The following is a 16313-nucleotide window of genomic DNA, read 5'->3' on the forward strand; positions in this document are numbered from 1 at the left end:
TCATGACAAAAGCCAAAGCCGCAAGCGGTCTTTGGCTTTTTCACTTTACTGTGTTACTTCTTATTTATCATCTTTTACTTCTTCGAATTCAGCGTCTACAACACCGTCATCTTTTTTACCAGCGCCAGTGTCTGCACCTGCATCGCCGCCTTGAGCTGCTTGAGCAGCTGCTGCCGCTTGTTCGTAAACTTTCATCACTAGTGGCTGTAATACGCCTTCTAGTTTTTCTTTAGCTGCTTTAATACCTTCTAATTCACCAGCTTCAAGCGCTTTTTTCAATTCGTCACGAGCATCTTCCACAGATTTTTTCTCGTCTTCTGTAATTTGCTCACCAAGGTCAGCAATTGTTTTATCCACTTGGAATACTAATTGGTCTGCTTCGTTACGAAGATCTGCTTCTTCTTTACGTTTAGCATCTGCTTCAGCATTAGCTTCAGCGTCTTTTACCATGCGTTCAATTTCTTCCTCTGATAAACCAGAATCAGATTGAATCACAATTGTTTGCTCTTTGTTCGTACCAAGATCTTTTGCTTTTACAGATACGATACCGTTTTTATCAATATCGAATGTTACTTCGATTTGAGGTACACCACGAGGTGCTGGTGGAATATCTGCTAATTGGAAGCGACCTAATGTTTTATTGTCAGCTGCCATTGAACGCTCACCTTGTAGAACATGAATATCTACTGCTGGTTGGTTATCAGCTGCTGTAGAGAAAACTTGAGATTTTGAAGTAGGAATAGTTGTGTTACGGTCGATTAATTTTGTGAACACGCCACCCATTGTTTCAATACCAAGTGAAAGAGGTGTTACGTCAAGTAATACAACGTCTTTCACATCACCTGTTAATACGCCACCTTGTACTGCAGCACCCATTGCAACAACTTCGTCAGGGTTAACACCACGGTGAGGCTCTTTCCCTGTTTCTTTACGTACCGCTTCTTGTACTGCTGGAATACGTGTAGAACCACCCACTAAAATAACTTGGTCAATTTCAGAAGTTGACAAACCTGCATCAGATAATGCTTGACGCACTGGTCCTACTGTACGGTTTACTAATGGTAAAGTAATTTCGTCAAATTTCGCACGCGTTAAAGAAATTTCTAAGTGTAATGGACCTGCTTCTCCAGCTGTAATGAATGGTAGAGAGATTTGAGTTGATGTTACACCAGATAAATCTTTTTTCGCTTTTTCAGCAGCATCTTTTAATCGTTGCATCGCCATTTTATCTTTTGATAAGTCAATGCCATTTTCTTTTTTGAATTCAGCTACTAGATATTCGATAATTGCGTCATCGAAATCATCTCCACCTAGTTTGTTATCACCAGCTGTAGCTAGTACTTCAAAGACACCGTCACCTAACTCAAGGATAGACACGTCAAACGTACCGCCTCCAAGGTCAAATACTAATACTTTTTGATCTTGATCTTGTTTATCTAATCCATAAGCAAGAGCTGCAGCAGTTGGTTCGTTGATGATACGCTCTACTTCTAGACCTGCGATTTTACCAGCATCTTTAGTTGCTTGACGCTGTGCATCGTTAAAGTAAGCAGGAACTGTAATAACTGCTTTTGTCACTTTTTCCCCTAAGTAGTCTTCAGCATAGCCTTTTAAATATTGAAGAATCATTGCAGATACTTCTTGTGGCGTGTAGTCTTTATCTTCTACTGTTACTTTTTCAGCCGTACCCATTTTTGATTTAATAGAAATGATTGTGTTAGGATTTGTTACTGATTGACGTTTCGCCACTTCACCAACTTGACGTTCACCATTTTTAAAGGCAACAACAGATGGCGTTGTACGGTTTCCTTCTGGGTTTGGAATTACTTTTGGTTCTCCACCTTCAAGTACAGAAACGCAAGAGTTTGTTGTTCCTAAGTCAATACCAATAATTTTGCTCATTAAAATTTCCTCCTATTATGTCAACGCAAGGGATGCGTTTTCTAACTAATTTTAATTGACTAAATAGTGCAAAGACTATTCGTTCACAGATACCATTGTTGGGCGTAATACACGATCCTTTAAGATATACCCTTTTTGTAGTTCGCGTAAGACGATACCCGTTTCTTTTTCACTATCTTGTTCTTGCATAACAGCTTGGTGAATCGTTGGATCAAATTGCTCACCTTCAGCTTTAATCACTTGCAGACCTTCTTTTTCTGTTGCTTCAATTAAAGAGCGATACACCATTTCAATTCCTTTAATGATCGATGCAGTCTCTTCAGAAGTTGTCTCTACTTGTAAAGCACGTTCAAAATTATCAAGGACTGGTAATAGATCAGATAGTAAGCTTTGGGCGCGATACTTTTCAGCTGCCTCACGGTCTAACTGATTACGACGACGCATATTATCGAAGTCAGCACGTAAACGTAGGTGACGATTTTCTTCGTCAGCCAGCTTTGCTTGTAGTTCAGCCAGCTTAGCCTCATACTGTTCTTCAATTGATAACTCTACTTCTTCCTGAACTTCTGTTTGCTCTACTTCCTCAGTTGTCGTTTCAGCTTGTACATCTTCTTGTACTAAATCTTTGTTTTCCGTTGTTTCCGTCACTTGAATCCTCCTCATTATCATTCACTACGATTCTTCATAAAGGCTTGTGTTAAATCCAAGCGCATTACGTCTAATAAAGCCACAACACGCTTATAATCCATACGTGTAGGGCCAATAATAGCAATGGCTCCCTGTTGATCATCACCAATAGAATAGGTAGTGGTAATGACACTGCAATTTTCCATTTCTAGTTGTTTATTTTCTGAGCCTATCCGAATATGAATACCTGATTCATTCGGATGGAAAAGTGACTGCACTTGGCTAGTCGTCTCCATTAAGTCCAAAATCATTCGGACTTTATTTAAGTCATGGAATTCTGGTTGGTTGAACATATTCGTTTTCCCACCATAGAAAATTTTACTTTCTGAATTATGCATTGTTGCTGTGATAAGTGCGCGAATAAAATCATCCGCTGATCGAACATGTTGCTGTAACACTGCTAGCACTTCAGCCTCAAGGCTTTTATGGAGATCTTCTAATGAAACTCCAATAAGGCGATCATTTAAGATATTTACCATTTTCTCTAAATCAGAAGCGGTAAAGTCAGGTGGTAGATTGAACATGCGGTTTTCTACATGCCCATTATTCGTCACGATAATCGCTACTGCTGTGTCGCTAGAAAGAGGGACAATTGAAAATCGTTTAACACGATGCCTTTGGACATCAGGTCCTAAAAGTATGGAAGTATACGATGTCAGCTCTGATAAAATGTTGGCTGACTTTCGGATAATATGCTCTACTTCTACTAGTCGATCATTAAAAATTGATTGAATTTGTTGAATGTCCTTGGAATTGATACCTTGAGGACTCAACAAATGATCTACATAAAATCTGTAACCCTTTTCCGAAGGCACTCGACCAGAGGAGGTATGCGTTTTTTCTAAAAAGCCTAATTCCTCTAAATCCGCCATTTCGTTTCGAATAGTGGCTGGACTAAATGTAATCCCTTGTTTTTTGGAGATTTGGCGAGAACCTACCGGCTGCGCAGACACAATAAAGTCGTCTACAATGACTTGCAATATCTGTAACTGCCGATTTGTTAGCATGATTATCACCTCTGTTAGCACTCAACTAAGAGGAGTGCTAATACTATTATTAAGTTATCAAATCCCACATTTTATGTCAACGATATCGCTCAATCTTCTAGCAAAAATTGTTGAAATACTTCATTGCCCACAAAACGCCCTTTTCTTGTCAGGCGAACACCAAGCTCATCCTGTTCTAAAAGCCCCTTTGACACTAGATCTTTTATTACCACATCATAATGCGCAGTCATAGGTGTTTTAAATTTCTCTTCATATATAGAGTGCATAACACCCTCTGTTTTTCTTAGCCCTAAAAACATTTGTTCTTCTCTTTTTTCCACTTGTGATACTTCATGTGCGTGGACAATTGGTAGCTCATTTGCCTCAACAGCTTCCATATACTTTTTTAATGGACCGTGATTAGAATAGCGTATACCTGCTAAATACCCATGAGCTCCTGCGCCAAACCCTGCATATTCATCATTATCCCAATAAATCTTGTTATGCTCTGAATGATATCCTGGTTTTGCAAAATTACTGATTTCGTATTGTTGAAGCCCATGTAAGGCCATTTGTTGCATCAGCACATCATACATATCCGCTTCTAAATCTTCTGTCGGTAAATACAGTTTCCTTTTAGCGTACTGATTATAAAAAATCGTTTTGGGTTCCACAATAAGAGAATAGGCAGAGAAATGTGGCAAATCAAGAGTAAAAGCTTTGGCTAATGAATCCTTCCATTGCGCCATCGTTTGCCCAGGTAAACCATACATTAAATCAATGCTGATATTACGGAAGCCAATTTTTCTAGCCAGGGCAATTGTTTCATAGACATGATCATTACTATGAGTGCGTCCAATCTTCTGTAGCAATCCCTGGTCAAAAGATTGTACACCCATGCTTAAACGATTAACACCACCGTCGAACAACACCTGCAATTTGGCTGCAGACAATTCATCTGGATTTGCCTCTGATGTAAATTCTGTCACACTATTCATTGGAATATACGTATGAATAGACGTTAGTAGTTTGTCCAATTGCTCAGGAGATAAAGCTGTCGGTGTTCCGCCACCAAGAAAAATCGTCTCGATGTTACGGAATGTTTCAGGATGTTTTTCGGTTGTCAGGGCCATTTCTTTTCCAAGTGCTTCGATATATTCATCCACTGGTTGATTTTTAAAATAAAATTTATTGAAATCACAATAATTACAGATTTGATGACAGAAAGGAATATGAATGTAAACACCTCGTGCCATAGCAATCCCTTCTTTCGCGTTAAGTCTTTTCCATTTCTACATTATAACGAATCGATAGAAGGAACGCTATGAAACCTCACAGGTACTTTTAATGAATATTGATTCTGTAATGACAAAACAAACTGCACCTCCGATTATTAGTTAGAATCTAACAATCGAAAGTGCAGATTTTTCATGTATAAAAAATGACGCCCACAACAATTCCTAACAGCACCAATAAATAAGGCTGTATTTTCCATCGAATTAAACACCATAAAAAGACAGCTACTATGAAAATATCTAACGTGCTGATGATGGTTTGTGTCACAATGGGATGTACAAAAGCAGCAGCTAGAATGCCAACGACTGCCGCATTTGCGCCTGCCATCGCACCTCTAAGTCGTGCAATTCGACTTAGGCTAATCCAAAATGGTAGCGCTCCAACCACTAGCAAAAACGCCGGTAAAAATATTGCGAAAGTAGCAATAATAGCTCCCGGAACGCCAGCAATAACCATACCGATATATGCAGCAAATGTAAATAAAGGTCCTGGAACTGCCTGTGTCATACCATAGCCAGCTAAAAAATCTGAGGTACTTATTTGACCACTTTGAACAAATTGTGTTTCCAGTAAAGGTAAAACAACGTGTCCGCCACCAAATACTAAGGCACCTGCAAGATAAAACTTCTCTATCATAGAAATCCACTCAAGATGCCATAAAGCGGCTAATATAGGTAAACCTAGGAGTAGCACGAAAAAAAGTACTAGTAAAACAATGCCCGTGGTTTTTGAGATGGGTATATGAACTAATTTTGAGGTATTACCCTCATCACTTTTTTTCAGTAGTTGAAAGCCTAAACAAGCAGCGATCAATATTGCTACGATTTGTGCCAATGGATTTAGCCATGTCAATACTGTTATCAATGTCAATAAAGCAATCAACCAATGCCATTTTGTCGAGAGTAGTTTTTTACCCATATCAAAAATAGCATGAGCGACAATCGCCACTGCTACTAACTTCAAACCATGAATCCAATCCATCTTAAACTCTGTATACTTGGAGAAATAGGCAAAAAGTATAAGTATCAGAACTGATGGTAAGGTAAAACCAAGAAATGATAGAAAGCTTCCTAGTACTCCTCCTCTAAGTAAACCAACCCCCATCCCCACCTGACTAGATGCAGGACCAGGCAAAAATTGACTTAACATAACGAGTTGACCATAATCATGTGCAGAAAGCCATTTACGTTTCTGTACATATTCCTGTTGAAAATAACCTAGATGAGCTGTTGGGCCTCCGAATGAGGTACAGCCCAATTTTAAAGCAACAAAAAAAATCTCCCAAAGCCTTCGCAAACTCTCAACTACTTTCCATATCTTTTATTTCATCTTACACGGAAAGCAGTTTTTTTTAGATTAAGAGTTTGTAAAATTTACTTCATTATTCATCTCTCTTTATTTTAATTGCAGAACCTACTTTACTACCCTCTTTATTGATTGGAATTAAAGTGTATTTTTTTTCTGTTAGATAGAGTGCATCTACACGACTTCCCCACCTTGTACCTTCTTTATTTAATGGATAGGGTGCTGCAAAATCCCATGATTGTCCAGATTTTGATTGGATTTTAAAGTGTAACGCATCATTGACAACACTTTCCTCAGCATGAAAATAAATCGTTGTGGAAATAGGTGTGGAGACAACTTTGTCGATGGTTATTTCCTGCTGATCAACATGCTTCACTTTTTTATCAATGGAAAAGATTTCACGATCTTGTTGTAATTGCTCTTGTGAAGCATCTACCTGAAATTCCCAAGGCTTCTCAATTGGTGTTTCAACATTCCAATCTTTATAACGAATAACTAATTCTAATTGTTCATCAGCCGGAAAATCATCCATTTTAATACTATTGTATATCGTATAGACGTTGGCAGACTTTGCTATGGACTGTCCTCCATTACGAACCATATAATCTTGCCCATTGACAAGAATTTGCGGAAAGAAAAATACTTGATGGTCTGGCTTAAACTCTTTTCCAGGTTCGAAAGTTGCATTCAGTAAAATTTGATTGTCATCTATAATCACTTCATTTAATGTTAACCGTCCTAAGCTATTGCTAGCTGTTTTCCCTACATCCGTTTTATAGGCTTCAAAATTCACATCCTGATCCCACCACAAATACAGCGTCGATCCACTAGCAATCATTAATAAAAGGATCACAACAATAAGCCACTTCTTACTTCTCCGATTTTCCTTATCCAAATCCACAACTCGAATCATATCATTGGACAACCGTACACCTCATTTTTATAAAAATCATTATGATTCATTGTAGTGCTCAATCATGCATTATATAACCTTCTATGTTGAAGATTCATTTATGTATAAAAGGATATTACATCCCTTTATGTAGATGACGACCTTTATTGACTTCACGCATTAAATAGTCCACAAAGAGATCATCTCTTACTAGCCATGCTTGTTTATTTCGCTTTAAAAACCACTCCGCTTCATTAAAGCTCGCAAAGGATTGTGTCAGTAGCATGTTATTTTTTTCAATTATCCAATCAACCTCATCGTTTGAATAGAGCATAAACATTTCATCTTGCTGATTTTTATAGAAAGTTCCAAACGTAGACCCTTTTACATTATAACGATTTCTTCTTGCATCCTCTGGAATAGGCTCTATATGGAATGTTGCCACTACATACTGCTTGTAAGCTTCCTCTGTTAATGAGCAGCCAGCAGCCTTTTGATGTCCACCTCCACCATATTTGGCAGCAATAGCTGACACATCAATATGATCATGGATTGTTCGAAAGGATATCTTCTTACTGCCCATATTAATCATCGCAATATAATCAAGATGCGGATTTTCCTTTCCCAATTCATTACCAAGTTCAGAAAGATAGGATTCTGCATAGACAACCCCAGCATAGTATTCTCCCAAAGTAGTTTGAATAAGCTCCCGTTTCTTACGCCGAATGTAACGCTCTGTTTTTTCTTCTTCCATACTTAAAATTTTCTTTTCAAAATCATCGAAGTCAAAGTGATCACTTGTTTTTAAACGCTCAAGCATTTTCTCTTCAAATTCTTCAATAGACACTAGAAAAAAGAGTGCATTTAATCTTTGCGCTTGTAAATTGCCGTTCTTTTCCCATTCCCATGTATCGTATTGTCTTACTAACTCTACAAATTCAGAAACGGCTTCTGTTTTTTCTAATAGTCCATGGATAACCAGGTATTGATAATATAAAGATGTAGCTGACGTTAAAAAGCCTTGCTCATCCTCAATTAATACCTTTCCCCATTCATATTGATTGAAATGGAGTGCTGTCTTATGATGGTCCAACAATTGCACATTACCAGTCGCCTGATAATAATCATGAATCCTTTTTTCATTCTCTTCATTTGGAGAAAGATCTGTAATAAACAAAAATGTTTTCTGTTGATCATTCTCCAAAAAGAATTCGATTTCGCGATCAAGTGCTGTAATGGAATTGTAGCGTATCTTCACCTTATCGTTAAAAGCAAGCTTGGCTAAAATCCCACACCCTACTCCGTCTAAATCGTTATGTGATAATAATTTATACATGTTCTCACCTCGATTGTAGTATGGGTATTTTTTTGGTATTCAAACAGCTAATGACGTTCAATACGTAACAACATTGATATTGTTTTTCAGATAACATACATTAAAACCATACATCTTTAGGGTGAAAGGGAGGACACAGTGAATGAAAAGGAAACTAGCTTATAGTGGAATCGGATTTATTTTGTCTTTGTTTTAAACCTTTGTAATTGTAATTAAATTCTTTTATTCTTGCGAAATTTTCTCCAATTGGGCGATCACTTTATCGTATGTTGCCAATTTAATTTGTTCTAGCACTTTAATCTGAGCCTGTTATCTTTCAGCTTCCATCATTATCAAAGTTGTTTCTACATTCATTTCCCTCTGCTCCTTCTACATTAAAATAGGTTATTTAGAATCTCTATTCAAAATCTCCTTGATTAACCCAAAATATTTCATCCAATGTCGCATTCACTATATAGCAAATCAGTAAACAAAGCTTCAAGGATGGATTAAAACTCCCCTTCTCTATCCGTAGTACAGTCTGTCTTGATATTCCTACTGCATCGGCTAATTGTTGTTGTGTCAAATCTGCTTTGACACGTGCAATTTTTACATGATTTTTCATATATTAACCTCCATATATATGGAGTAAAATATAGTTTACTTTATGTAAATTATATATCACATATATTTTAAAAATAATATCTAATGTTACACCTATTTAGTAGAACAGAATATACTTCGTAGTATAAAAGAAAATAAAATAATTGGTATATTTATGGTAATTAAATATTTTTTATGTTAGAATTTTCCATGAATGGTTTTTGTATATCAACCGTTCCCGAAATATCAGAAAAGAATGGGGGTCTTAAATGAAAAAATCAGTCCTACTTAGAGTATTGGCATTTATAGCCGTATTGCTTATCCTTTTTTCAGATGGGATACAAACCTATGATTTTCTTATCCTATTGTTTGCTGTTTTCTTTATAGGTACCCCGTGGTACAAATTTTTCAAAAAAAAGTAAATTTAAATTTAGGAGGAATAGTAAATGAAGAAAAAATTGATCTTTTTTGTAATGGTTATGTTTTTAGCATTTCAACCCCTATCTGTAAATTTAGGTGCTTTAGCTAAAGAAAAAAATGAAACTACTGACACTACTGATTGTAATAGTTGCTCACAACAAGCACCTTTGCAAATTGAAAAGAATGGTTTCCTTAATGACTCAGTAGTTGTAAATGAAGTGAAACAGGATTTAGATATTGCAGAGAATTTCACACATAGTGAATACAGTAGAGAAGACTTTGATTGGCAAAATACTGAGTATATGGATTACGGTAAGAATAAAGATGGTTTGATGATTCCTTATAAAAAGAACAATGAAAGTTTTGATATTCGATTATTGACTACTTATGATAAAACCACTGGTGAAGTTGGCGAATTTATCATTATGAAATCAACTTTAGATATAGAGAATAATGAAATCAATGTTACTTATGCAACATTAAACAATGAAGACATGCTTGGTATGACTCTTGAAGTAGGTACAAATAAAGTAATTGATAAACAAGTTTATTTCGATGAAAATTCAGAAGTTTCCCTTTTATCAACTAATAGTGCTAAAGCAGGTTATTGGAGTGATTCATGGGAATGCTTAAAAAACTATTGGTATGATGCCCCTGAACTAACAAAACAAATTTGTAGTGCCGCATGTGCGTCAGTAATATTTGGTGGCAATGTTGTAGGTGCTGTTGCGTGTGCTAGTTGTTTAGGTTCTCATGTTATGGTATGTCTAATCCATTAATAGTTAATTAAAAATCCCCTTCTATGGACGTTTAAAAGGTAAACCGATAATAAAATTGTTTAATATTATTATAAAAATATAAGAGCCTTGCTACACTCTAGCGTGTAGTAAGGCTCTTTAAAGTTGTTTAATTCTTATTGAACTAAAGCACCCTGTTAGTTGAAGAACTAATTTTACGAAATAATTCCTTTATAATTGTTGTATAGTACTATATTATTCCGCATGTTCTTTCATTATTTTATCAAGTGCTTTAAGATAAGCATCTTTATTTTCCTTACTTAACTCATAAAGTGCATTATCCCAATTTTCCCCATCTACACCCGATAAATGTGGAGTACTTTTTAGTACAGCTTCTTGCATATTCGGTTTATCCTCTTTACTAGCGTCTTTAATAAGCTTTGTTGCTTTTCTTGCATCTGTAACCCCTACTTGTATGTCTTTGTGAATGTCTTTGTATTTAACAGGAACATTTATATATTCCATATTGTCTAAAATCTTATCCATCTTGATTGCTGTTTTTAAAATATCTTTTTCTTTTTCTTTGTCTTCCATAGCTTTCATCGAGTTTACTATGAATATCTTAAAAATATCACTCAAGCATTTGCCAACTACTCTAAGCAATCATGGAATATTGGCAAAATGGCTCAGATGAATAATCGTTTTTTAATTAGCCTGAGAAATAAGTTATTAAAATTAACACCCCAAGTAATGATTCAAAAACAAGCACAGCATGTCTATAATTTTGAAACCACAAAATAAACAAACTATAACGAAATTCTTAAAATCTGCACTTTCTTTGTGCAGATTTTTTCTTTTAACTAGTCAAATAGATAAAAAGTAATAGCTCTTAAAGTTTTTCTTATAATAATATCATCATTCTTTTTCATTTTAAGATATTTCTTTAAAAATCAAGCTACAGTAACATAGTTAGAATTTGTCAATAAAACTTAGATTTTTCAGAAATGTCTATAAATATTTTTTCAGTAAAATATAATCACCATCTCTGCTAAAATATGCTATTATACCTTTAGTATAATGTCCTATTTTTATTAAAGTAAAAATAGAGGAAATATGAACTACAAAAGGATGATGAATATGCAAAATATCCAACAATTATTCCAGAGCGAAGATGGAAATATCCAACAAAGAGGGAATTTTTTGTCCCTATTAGAGAAAATTGTTTCCTCATTAGATGAATTAAAGAACCCAAATAAGACAACTCTTGGTCCAATGAAAGAACGATCTGCTAATTTTTATCAAGAGCTTATGCAAGAGCATCAAGTGCCAACAACTGGGATTGGACTAGATCAAGTTGTAAAAGAATTGACACATTTAATGCAAGGACACCCTTATCATACACGTAACTTTGTAACAAATGTTTTACCGATGGCAAGTATTCCTGGAGTGTTAGGACAGTTTACAAATGCGCTATTGAATGGCAATAATTTATGGGATGTTTATGGTCCTGCTGCTGCTGAGTGTGAGGTTAAAGTAGTAGCAATGATGTCTAAATTAGTAGGCTATGATTATACGAAAAGTTTTGGCTATACTACATGGGGTGGACAAGGTGCTGTTTTTAGTGGACTTCGTCTTGCCATTGCAAAACAATTCCCTCAAGCAAAAGAAGATGGTGTTCCTACTAATTTATATTGCTTTGCTTCAGAGAATGCCCATTACAGTCTTTTAAAATCAGTAGAAGCCGTGGGTATCGGCAGTAAACATTTAGTGCGTGTAAAAGCAGGTAAAGATCATTCGATGGATGTAGAAGACTTACGTGCACGTATGACAGACGTCATCGAAAATGGCGGTATTCCTGTCTATGTAGTAGCGACTACAGGTGCTACTGATCAATTTGGTATTGATGATGTCCAAGCTATCAAAGAAGTCACAACAACCCTTGAGAAGAAATACAACTTACAACCAGTACATATTCATGCTGATTCGGCTTTAGGTGGTTTTTATGCCTTCTTCAATGATTATGATTTTGATAAAAACCCACTCCAATTCGAGTCAGAGGTTTTACAAGGATTAGCACAAATCCATGAACGTATGCAACATCTAGCCATTGCGGATAGCCTATGCTTTGATTTCCAAAAGCTTGGCCAAACACCTTATTTAACTAGTCTATTTTTAATTAAGGAAGGTAAAAGTTTACAGCTACTAGATATTGAGGACTTTGATACGCCATATGTAGGCAATCGTGGTTATGGCTCTTATCATACTGGCTATACATTAGAATGCTCTCGTATGGGTAGCTCCATTGCAATTTTTGCTGCATTGCAGGCATTCGGCAAAGAGGGCTATCAACAACTATTAGCTAATTATGTACGAGTGAATTTAGCGTTCCGAGCTCAATTAGCTGATAAAACACCAATGTTACAAGTGGTGAATGAAATGAATATCGGTCCTGTAACAGCTTTCCGTTTGTATCCAGACGGGCTGAATTGGCAAGCTGAACAAGCTGGTCATTATACACAAGATCAAATTGAACATATTAATGGCATCAACGCTTCATTCTTTGAAATTATTGGAGAAGGTCGAGACGAAGTATTCTTTGGTGACACAACACGAGTTTGCACCGTTCATACAAGTGATACAACACAACATGTTCCAGTTGCAGCGGCAAAATTCTTCTCAATTTCACCTTATACTGAGACAGCGCATATTCCTGATATGATTCAATTCTTACAGCAAAAGCTTAAAGTACTGGAGGCGTCTCACATTGCGTATCGTCACTAAATTTAAGAGCTCTTTACTCTATAAATATATAGCCAGTTTCACTATTCCAATAGCGATTATTTCCTTGCTCTTTAGTATTGTGTTATTTGCCGTTTCTTACCGCATTATTGACAACTTTGTTATTAAACAATTTGAATCTACTTTAGAGATTACATCGACAACAATTTTTGAAGATATTGAGAAAAATGATGTAAAGGCAGCGGATAATGGTAGCCCTGACAAATACAAAAAGCTTTTAGATCAATTGAATGCAACGGTTAAAAAATATGATGTTGAAAACGCCTATATCCTTTCTAAAGCAAATGGTAAGGAACATATCGTCGCACTAAGTAATACCGACAATCATCAGCAAGATTATGTATTTAGTGAAGAAATGCATGAAGCCGTAGCTAGTGGTAACACACAAACAAGTGATATTTATAAGGATGAATATGGTATCCATAAATCCATTTTTATCCCATTTAAAGATACAGATATTATTTTCGGTTTAGATATGGATGCTTCCTTCATTTCTAAGCTTCAAACGGAAACACTTTGGATTTGTATTATTTTAACGATAGTATTTGTAATTTTTGGTATAATCGTTGCTTACTTTATTAGTGTAGGCATTACAAAGCCAATAAAAAAAATGACACGTTATGTTGGTCAAGTTGCACGGGGAGATTTGGCTGTTGAACCTCTTCACATAAAAGGTTCCAATGAAATTGCCCAGCTTTCATCAGGCATTGAAAACATGACGGAAGATTTGCGTTCGTTAATTAAACAAATCGCTCAAAATGCTGAACAAGTGGCCGCAATGTCGGAGGAATTAACAGCAAGCTCTGAACAGACAAGTGCATCCATTCAGCAAATAACCTCTTCTATGCAAGAGGTTGCAGCGGGTTCAGAAAAGCAAACTTCTTCGATTGAAGAAGTGGATAGTCATATTACAACCATCTCTAACAAAATGTCAGAGGTAGTGACAAGTGTAACCGATGTAACAGATAAGGCATTCCAAGCATCTGCTATATCAGAAAAAGGCAACACCACAATCCAAGATGCTACTGAAAAAATGGCCGTAACATCTCAGGCTATTCAAGAGTCAGCAGCTGTAGTAGAACGTTTAAGCACATACACAAATGAAATTGGAGATATTGTGACATTGATTACCCAAATTACAGATCAAACGAATTTACTTGCATTAAATGCTTCGATTGAGGCAGCGCGTGCAGGCGAACACGGTAAAGGCTTTGCAGTTGTAGCGGAGGAAGTCCGTAAATTAGCCGATCAATCTTTAGAGGCAACTAACAGTATTCGTACACGCATTGAAACGATTAAAGAAGAATCTGCACAAGCCGTCAAATCAATGGCTATCAGTAGCAGTAATCTTGCCGAAAGCTCAACAACATTCAATGCATCCGGAGAGGCATTTGCTGAAATTTATACCCAAGTCACTGCACTGACGAGAGAAATGGACCATGTCAATAACGTGATGTCCAATATCAATGAAGGTGTTAGCAGTATTGCTAGTTCTGTTGAACAAGTGGGGGTCGTAGCTGTTCAAGCTTCAGGCAATATTCAAAACGTAGCTGCTGCCTCTGAGGAGCAATCTGCAAGTATCGAAGAAATAACAGCTTCCTCTAATAACTTAGCTGAAATGGCTCAACAGCTTCGCAATATCATTCAAAAATTCCAGTTATAAAAATAACAAATCCGCTATGCACATTTTCGGCATAGCGGATTCTTCTTTCCATAAAAACTCTCCTACCAAAATGGTAAAAGTTTAGGCAATAATATTTTTCACAACTTTTGAAATAACGGCACCTTCAGCCTGACCTGTCAGCAATGGTTTTGCAATTTTCATGGCTTCTCCCATGTTCATTCCTTTTCCAACACCCGCTGCCACTAATTTCTCTGCAATTTCTTCTTCTGATAATTGCTTTGGTAAAAAGGATCTCAAAAGTGTCAATTTGGCTTCCTCTTTTTCAATCAGGTCTGCTCGCCCAGCCGTTTGTGCACCTTCTAAAGCCTGATTTGTTTGTTTGACCTCTCGATTAATAATAGCTATTTCTTCGTCAGCTGTTAAAGCCTCTCCCTTTTCTTTTTCAGCTGAATCTAATGCTGACTTTAAAAGAGATAATACACCCTTCGCTAACGTATCTTTTTCTCTCATTGCCGTTTTTAATTGTTCAAATACTTCTGTTTTTAACAATGATCTCACTCCTTCTAACCGTCTATATCAAAAAAATTATATCATAAAAATCATGAAGGATTATAGTTCGTTGCATCTGCTAACTTTACTTTATAGTGTAATATTCCCTTTAACTCACCTTCATAAGAAAAAATGCCTTGCTGAATTAATTGACGCAGACGATAGTCGATCCATTCAGCCTCTCTCAATTCTTCCATATGCCCCAGTACCTCTCCAATTAACCTAGCTGCAACTTCGTAATGAATTTCCTCTTGTTCTTCCTGTAAACGTTTAGCACAGGTAATGATCAAGTCATCCTCTCTATCCTCATTATTATTTCCCCAAAGTTCATGATATTTCCATGTATGTATGCAATCGTAATCATCCATTAACAGATTTAGCCCTTCTTTGCATAGGGAGTGCCTCAATGCTTCTTTTAATGGCCATCTTTGGAAATGTTCATAAAAGTAAAGTAAATCCTCTGTGCTGACCTCTCCAGTCGATCTTGGATAATGATCCTCTGCTAACTGTGGTAAAGTATATAACTCATGAAATAACTGAAAAGTATCTAATACATAGATATCATTTGTTTTCTGTTCGAGCATCGCCAAAACGAGTCGAAGCCCTATTTGCTCATGAGCATTTTGACAAGTCCAAATCAGTATATCCTGATGAGGGGGGATATTTTTAATTTTCTCTATTGCTTCCTTCATCTCCCGCTCACATATGATCAATCCATCATCTTCTATTAGATAGCGCTGTTCCAACCATTGAAAACGAGCTTCAATTCCGTCCCTTGTATGTACATCTTTTAAAGGACCAACAGAAAAATTACCTGGCACAACAATAATCTCCTCGGACTTAGCATAGTCAGGATTACGAAAGGCTGCTTTCAAGCTCCCCCCAGGTGAATGACCGAATACAATATGCACTGTTTGTACCGTTGAAGCATCCCGCTCCTCAGCTTGCTGTAATAAAAACTGTAACATGCTATCTCTTGACTGTTCATTTATTAAAGTTAAAAGAAGCATCGACTTCGCATCAGCTTCACTCAATCGTTGTATTGACTGTTTTAGTTGGTTGATCTTCTCCATCATCTGTACTCCTTTATTTAAAAACACCTAACCTTATCATACCTCTTTATTACCTCAAATTACTAATTTAGTTAGTTTTAAAGATATGTTACTACTATTGCTAGTGAATTCTTTAATCTGGGCGG

The 16313-nt window shown here is 36.4% G+C and carries 13 protein-coding genes and 1 pseudogene; 3 read left to right on the forward strand and 11 right to left on the reverse strand.

What is annotated here, in order from left to right; genetic code table 11:
* Positions 1–60: 60 nt before the first annotated feature.
* From dnaK to NYE73_RS16780, 8 genes are all read right to left on the reverse strand, one after another.
* Positions 61–1902 (reverse strand): molecular chaperone DnaK, encoded by a 1842-nt coding sequence (gene dnaK, locus NYE73_RS16745; protein ID WP_048392179.1) that lies wholly within the window; start codon positions 1900–1902, stop codon positions 61–63.
* A 75-nt stretch (positions 1903–1977) separates the two neighbouring features.
* Entirely contained in the window at positions 1978–2550 is a 573-nt protein-coding gene (grpE, locus tag NYE73_RS16750; protein WP_004227038.1) for a nucleotide exchange factor GrpE, read from the reverse strand.
* 17 nt (positions 2551–2567) lie between these two features.
* Positions 2568–3596 carry a heat-inducible transcriptional repressor HrcA gene (hrcA, locus tag NYE73_RS16755; protein ID WP_004227036.1) on the reverse strand — a complete coding sequence of 343 codons (1029 nt, stop codon included), beginning with the start codon at positions 3594–3596 and terminating at the stop codon, positions 2568–2570.
* An 89-nt stretch (positions 3597–3685) separates the two neighbouring features.
* The gene (gene hemW, locus NYE73_RS16760; RefSeq protein WP_340815637.1) at positions 3686–4831 is read right to left on the reverse strand and encodes a radical SAM family heme chaperone HemW; all 1146 of its coding nucleotides are present in this window, start codon (positions 4829–4831) and stop codon (positions 3686–3688) included.
* 172 nt (positions 4832–5003) lie between these two features.
* The gene (chrA, locus tag NYE73_RS16765) at positions 5004–6188 is read right to left on the reverse strand and encodes a chromate efflux transporter (RefSeq protein WP_175400702.1); all 1185 of its coding nucleotides are present in this window, start codon (positions 6186–6188) and stop codon (positions 5004–5006) included.
* Positions 6189–6252: 64 nt separating this feature from the next.
* Positions 6253–7101, reverse strand: coding sequence for a DUF4179 domain-containing protein (locus NYE73_RS16770; RefSeq protein ID WP_048392177.1), 849 nt, complete (start codon positions 7099–7101; stop codon positions 6253–6255).
* 103 nt (positions 7102–7204) lie between these two features.
* On the reverse strand, positions 7205–8404 hold the full coding sequence (locus NYE73_RS16775; RefSeq protein ID WP_066036452.1) for a DHH family phosphoesterase: 1200 nt from the start codon (positions 8402–8404) through the stop codon (positions 7205–7207).
* Positions 8405–8801: 397 nt separating this feature from the next.
* Entirely contained in the window at positions 8802–9008 is a 207-nt protein-coding gene (locus tag NYE73_RS16780) for a helix-turn-helix transcriptional regulator (protein WP_066036453.1), read from the reverse strand.
* A gap of 424 nt (positions 9009–9432) precedes the next feature.
* Here NYE73_RS16780 and NYE73_RS16785 point away from each other — a divergent pair, with 424 nt between their 5' ends.
* On the forward strand, positions 9433–10185 hold the full coding sequence (locus NYE73_RS16785) for a hypothetical protein (protein WP_227744900.1): 753 nt from the start codon (positions 9433–9435) through the stop codon (positions 10183–10185).
* A gap of 213 nt (positions 10186–10398) precedes the next feature.
* Here NYE73_RS16785 and NYE73_RS16790 read toward each other — a convergent pair.
* Positions 10399–10734: pseudogene (locus tag NYE73_RS16790) on the reverse strand (hypothetical protein); the annotation flags it as partial.
* 546 nt (positions 10735–11280) lie between these two features.
* Between NYE73_RS16790 and NYE73_RS16795 the strand changes: the two are divergent.
* Together NYE73_RS16795 and NYE73_RS16800 are read left to right on the forward strand one after the other, a co-directional pair.
* Positions 11281–12924 (forward strand): pyridoxal phosphate-dependent decarboxylase family protein, encoded by a 1644-nt coding sequence (locus NYE73_RS16795; RefSeq protein ID WP_259948137.1) that lies wholly within the window; start codon positions 11281–11283, stop codon positions 12922–12924.
* The gene (locus tag NYE73_RS16800; protein WP_259948138.1) at positions 12908–14605 is read left to right on the forward strand and encodes a methyl-accepting chemotaxis protein; all 1698 of its coding nucleotides are present in this window, start codon (positions 12908–12910) and stop codon (positions 14603–14605) included. Before NYE73_RS16795 ends, NYE73_RS16800 begins: the two co-directional genes overlap by 17 nt.
* 81 nt (positions 14606–14686) lie before the next feature.
* Here NYE73_RS16800 and NYE73_RS16805 read toward each other — a convergent pair whose 3' ends face one another.
* Together NYE73_RS16805 and NYE73_RS16810 are read right to left on the reverse strand one after the other, a co-directional pair.
* A complete protein-coding gene (locus tag NYE73_RS16805) occupies positions 14687–15115 on the reverse strand; it encodes a GatB/YqeY domain-containing protein (RefSeq protein WP_048392170.1) in 429 nt (142 codons plus the stop codon).
* Positions 15116–15165: 50 nt separating this feature from the next.
* Positions 15166–16188 carry a DUF1835 domain-containing protein gene (locus NYE73_RS16810; RefSeq protein WP_259948140.1) on the reverse strand — a complete coding sequence of 341 codons (1023 nt, stop codon included), beginning with the start codon at positions 16186–16188 and terminating at the stop codon, positions 15166–15168.
* Positions 16189–16313 lie beyond the last annotated feature (125 nt).

The organism is Lysinibacillus sp. FSL K6-0102, from assembly GCF_038003545.1.
Classification (GTDB): domain Bacteria; phylum Bacillota; class Bacilli; order Bacillales_A; family Planococcaceae; genus Lysinibacillus; species Lysinibacillus capsici.

Excerpts from the sequence above, each read along its gene's own strand:
- dnaK (WP_048392179.1), bottom strand. The coding sequence starts at position 1,902 with ATGAGCAAAATTATTGGTATTGACTTAGGAACAACAAACTCTTGCGTT.
- NYE73_RS16785 (WP_227744900.1), top strand. The coding sequence starts at position 9,433 with ATGAAGAAAAAATTGATCTTTTTTGTAATGGTTATGTTTTTAGCATTT.
- hemW (WP_340815637.1), bottom strand. The coding sequence starts at position 4,831 with ATGGCACGAGGTGTTTACATTCATATTCCTTTCTGTCATCAAATCTGT.
- hrcA (WP_004227036.1), bottom strand. The coding sequence starts at position 3,596 with ATGCTAACAAATCGGCAGTTACAGATATTGCAAGTCATTGTAGACGAC.
- NYE73_RS16775 (WP_066036452.1), bottom strand. The coding sequence starts at position 8,404 with ATGTATAAATTATTATCACATAACGATTTAGACGGAGTAGGGTGTGGG.
- NYE73_RS16780 (WP_066036453.1), bottom strand. The coding sequence starts at position 9,008 with ATGAAAAATCATGTAAAAATTGCACGTGTCAAAGCAGATTTGACACAA.
- NYE73_RS16810 (WP_259948140.1), bottom strand. The coding sequence starts at position 16,188 with ATGGAGAAGATCAACCAACTAAAACAGTCAATACAACGATTGAGTGAA.
- NYE73_RS16795 (WP_259948137.1), top strand. The coding sequence starts at position 11,281 with ATGCAAAATATCCAACAATTATTCCAGAGCGAAGATGGAAATATCCAA.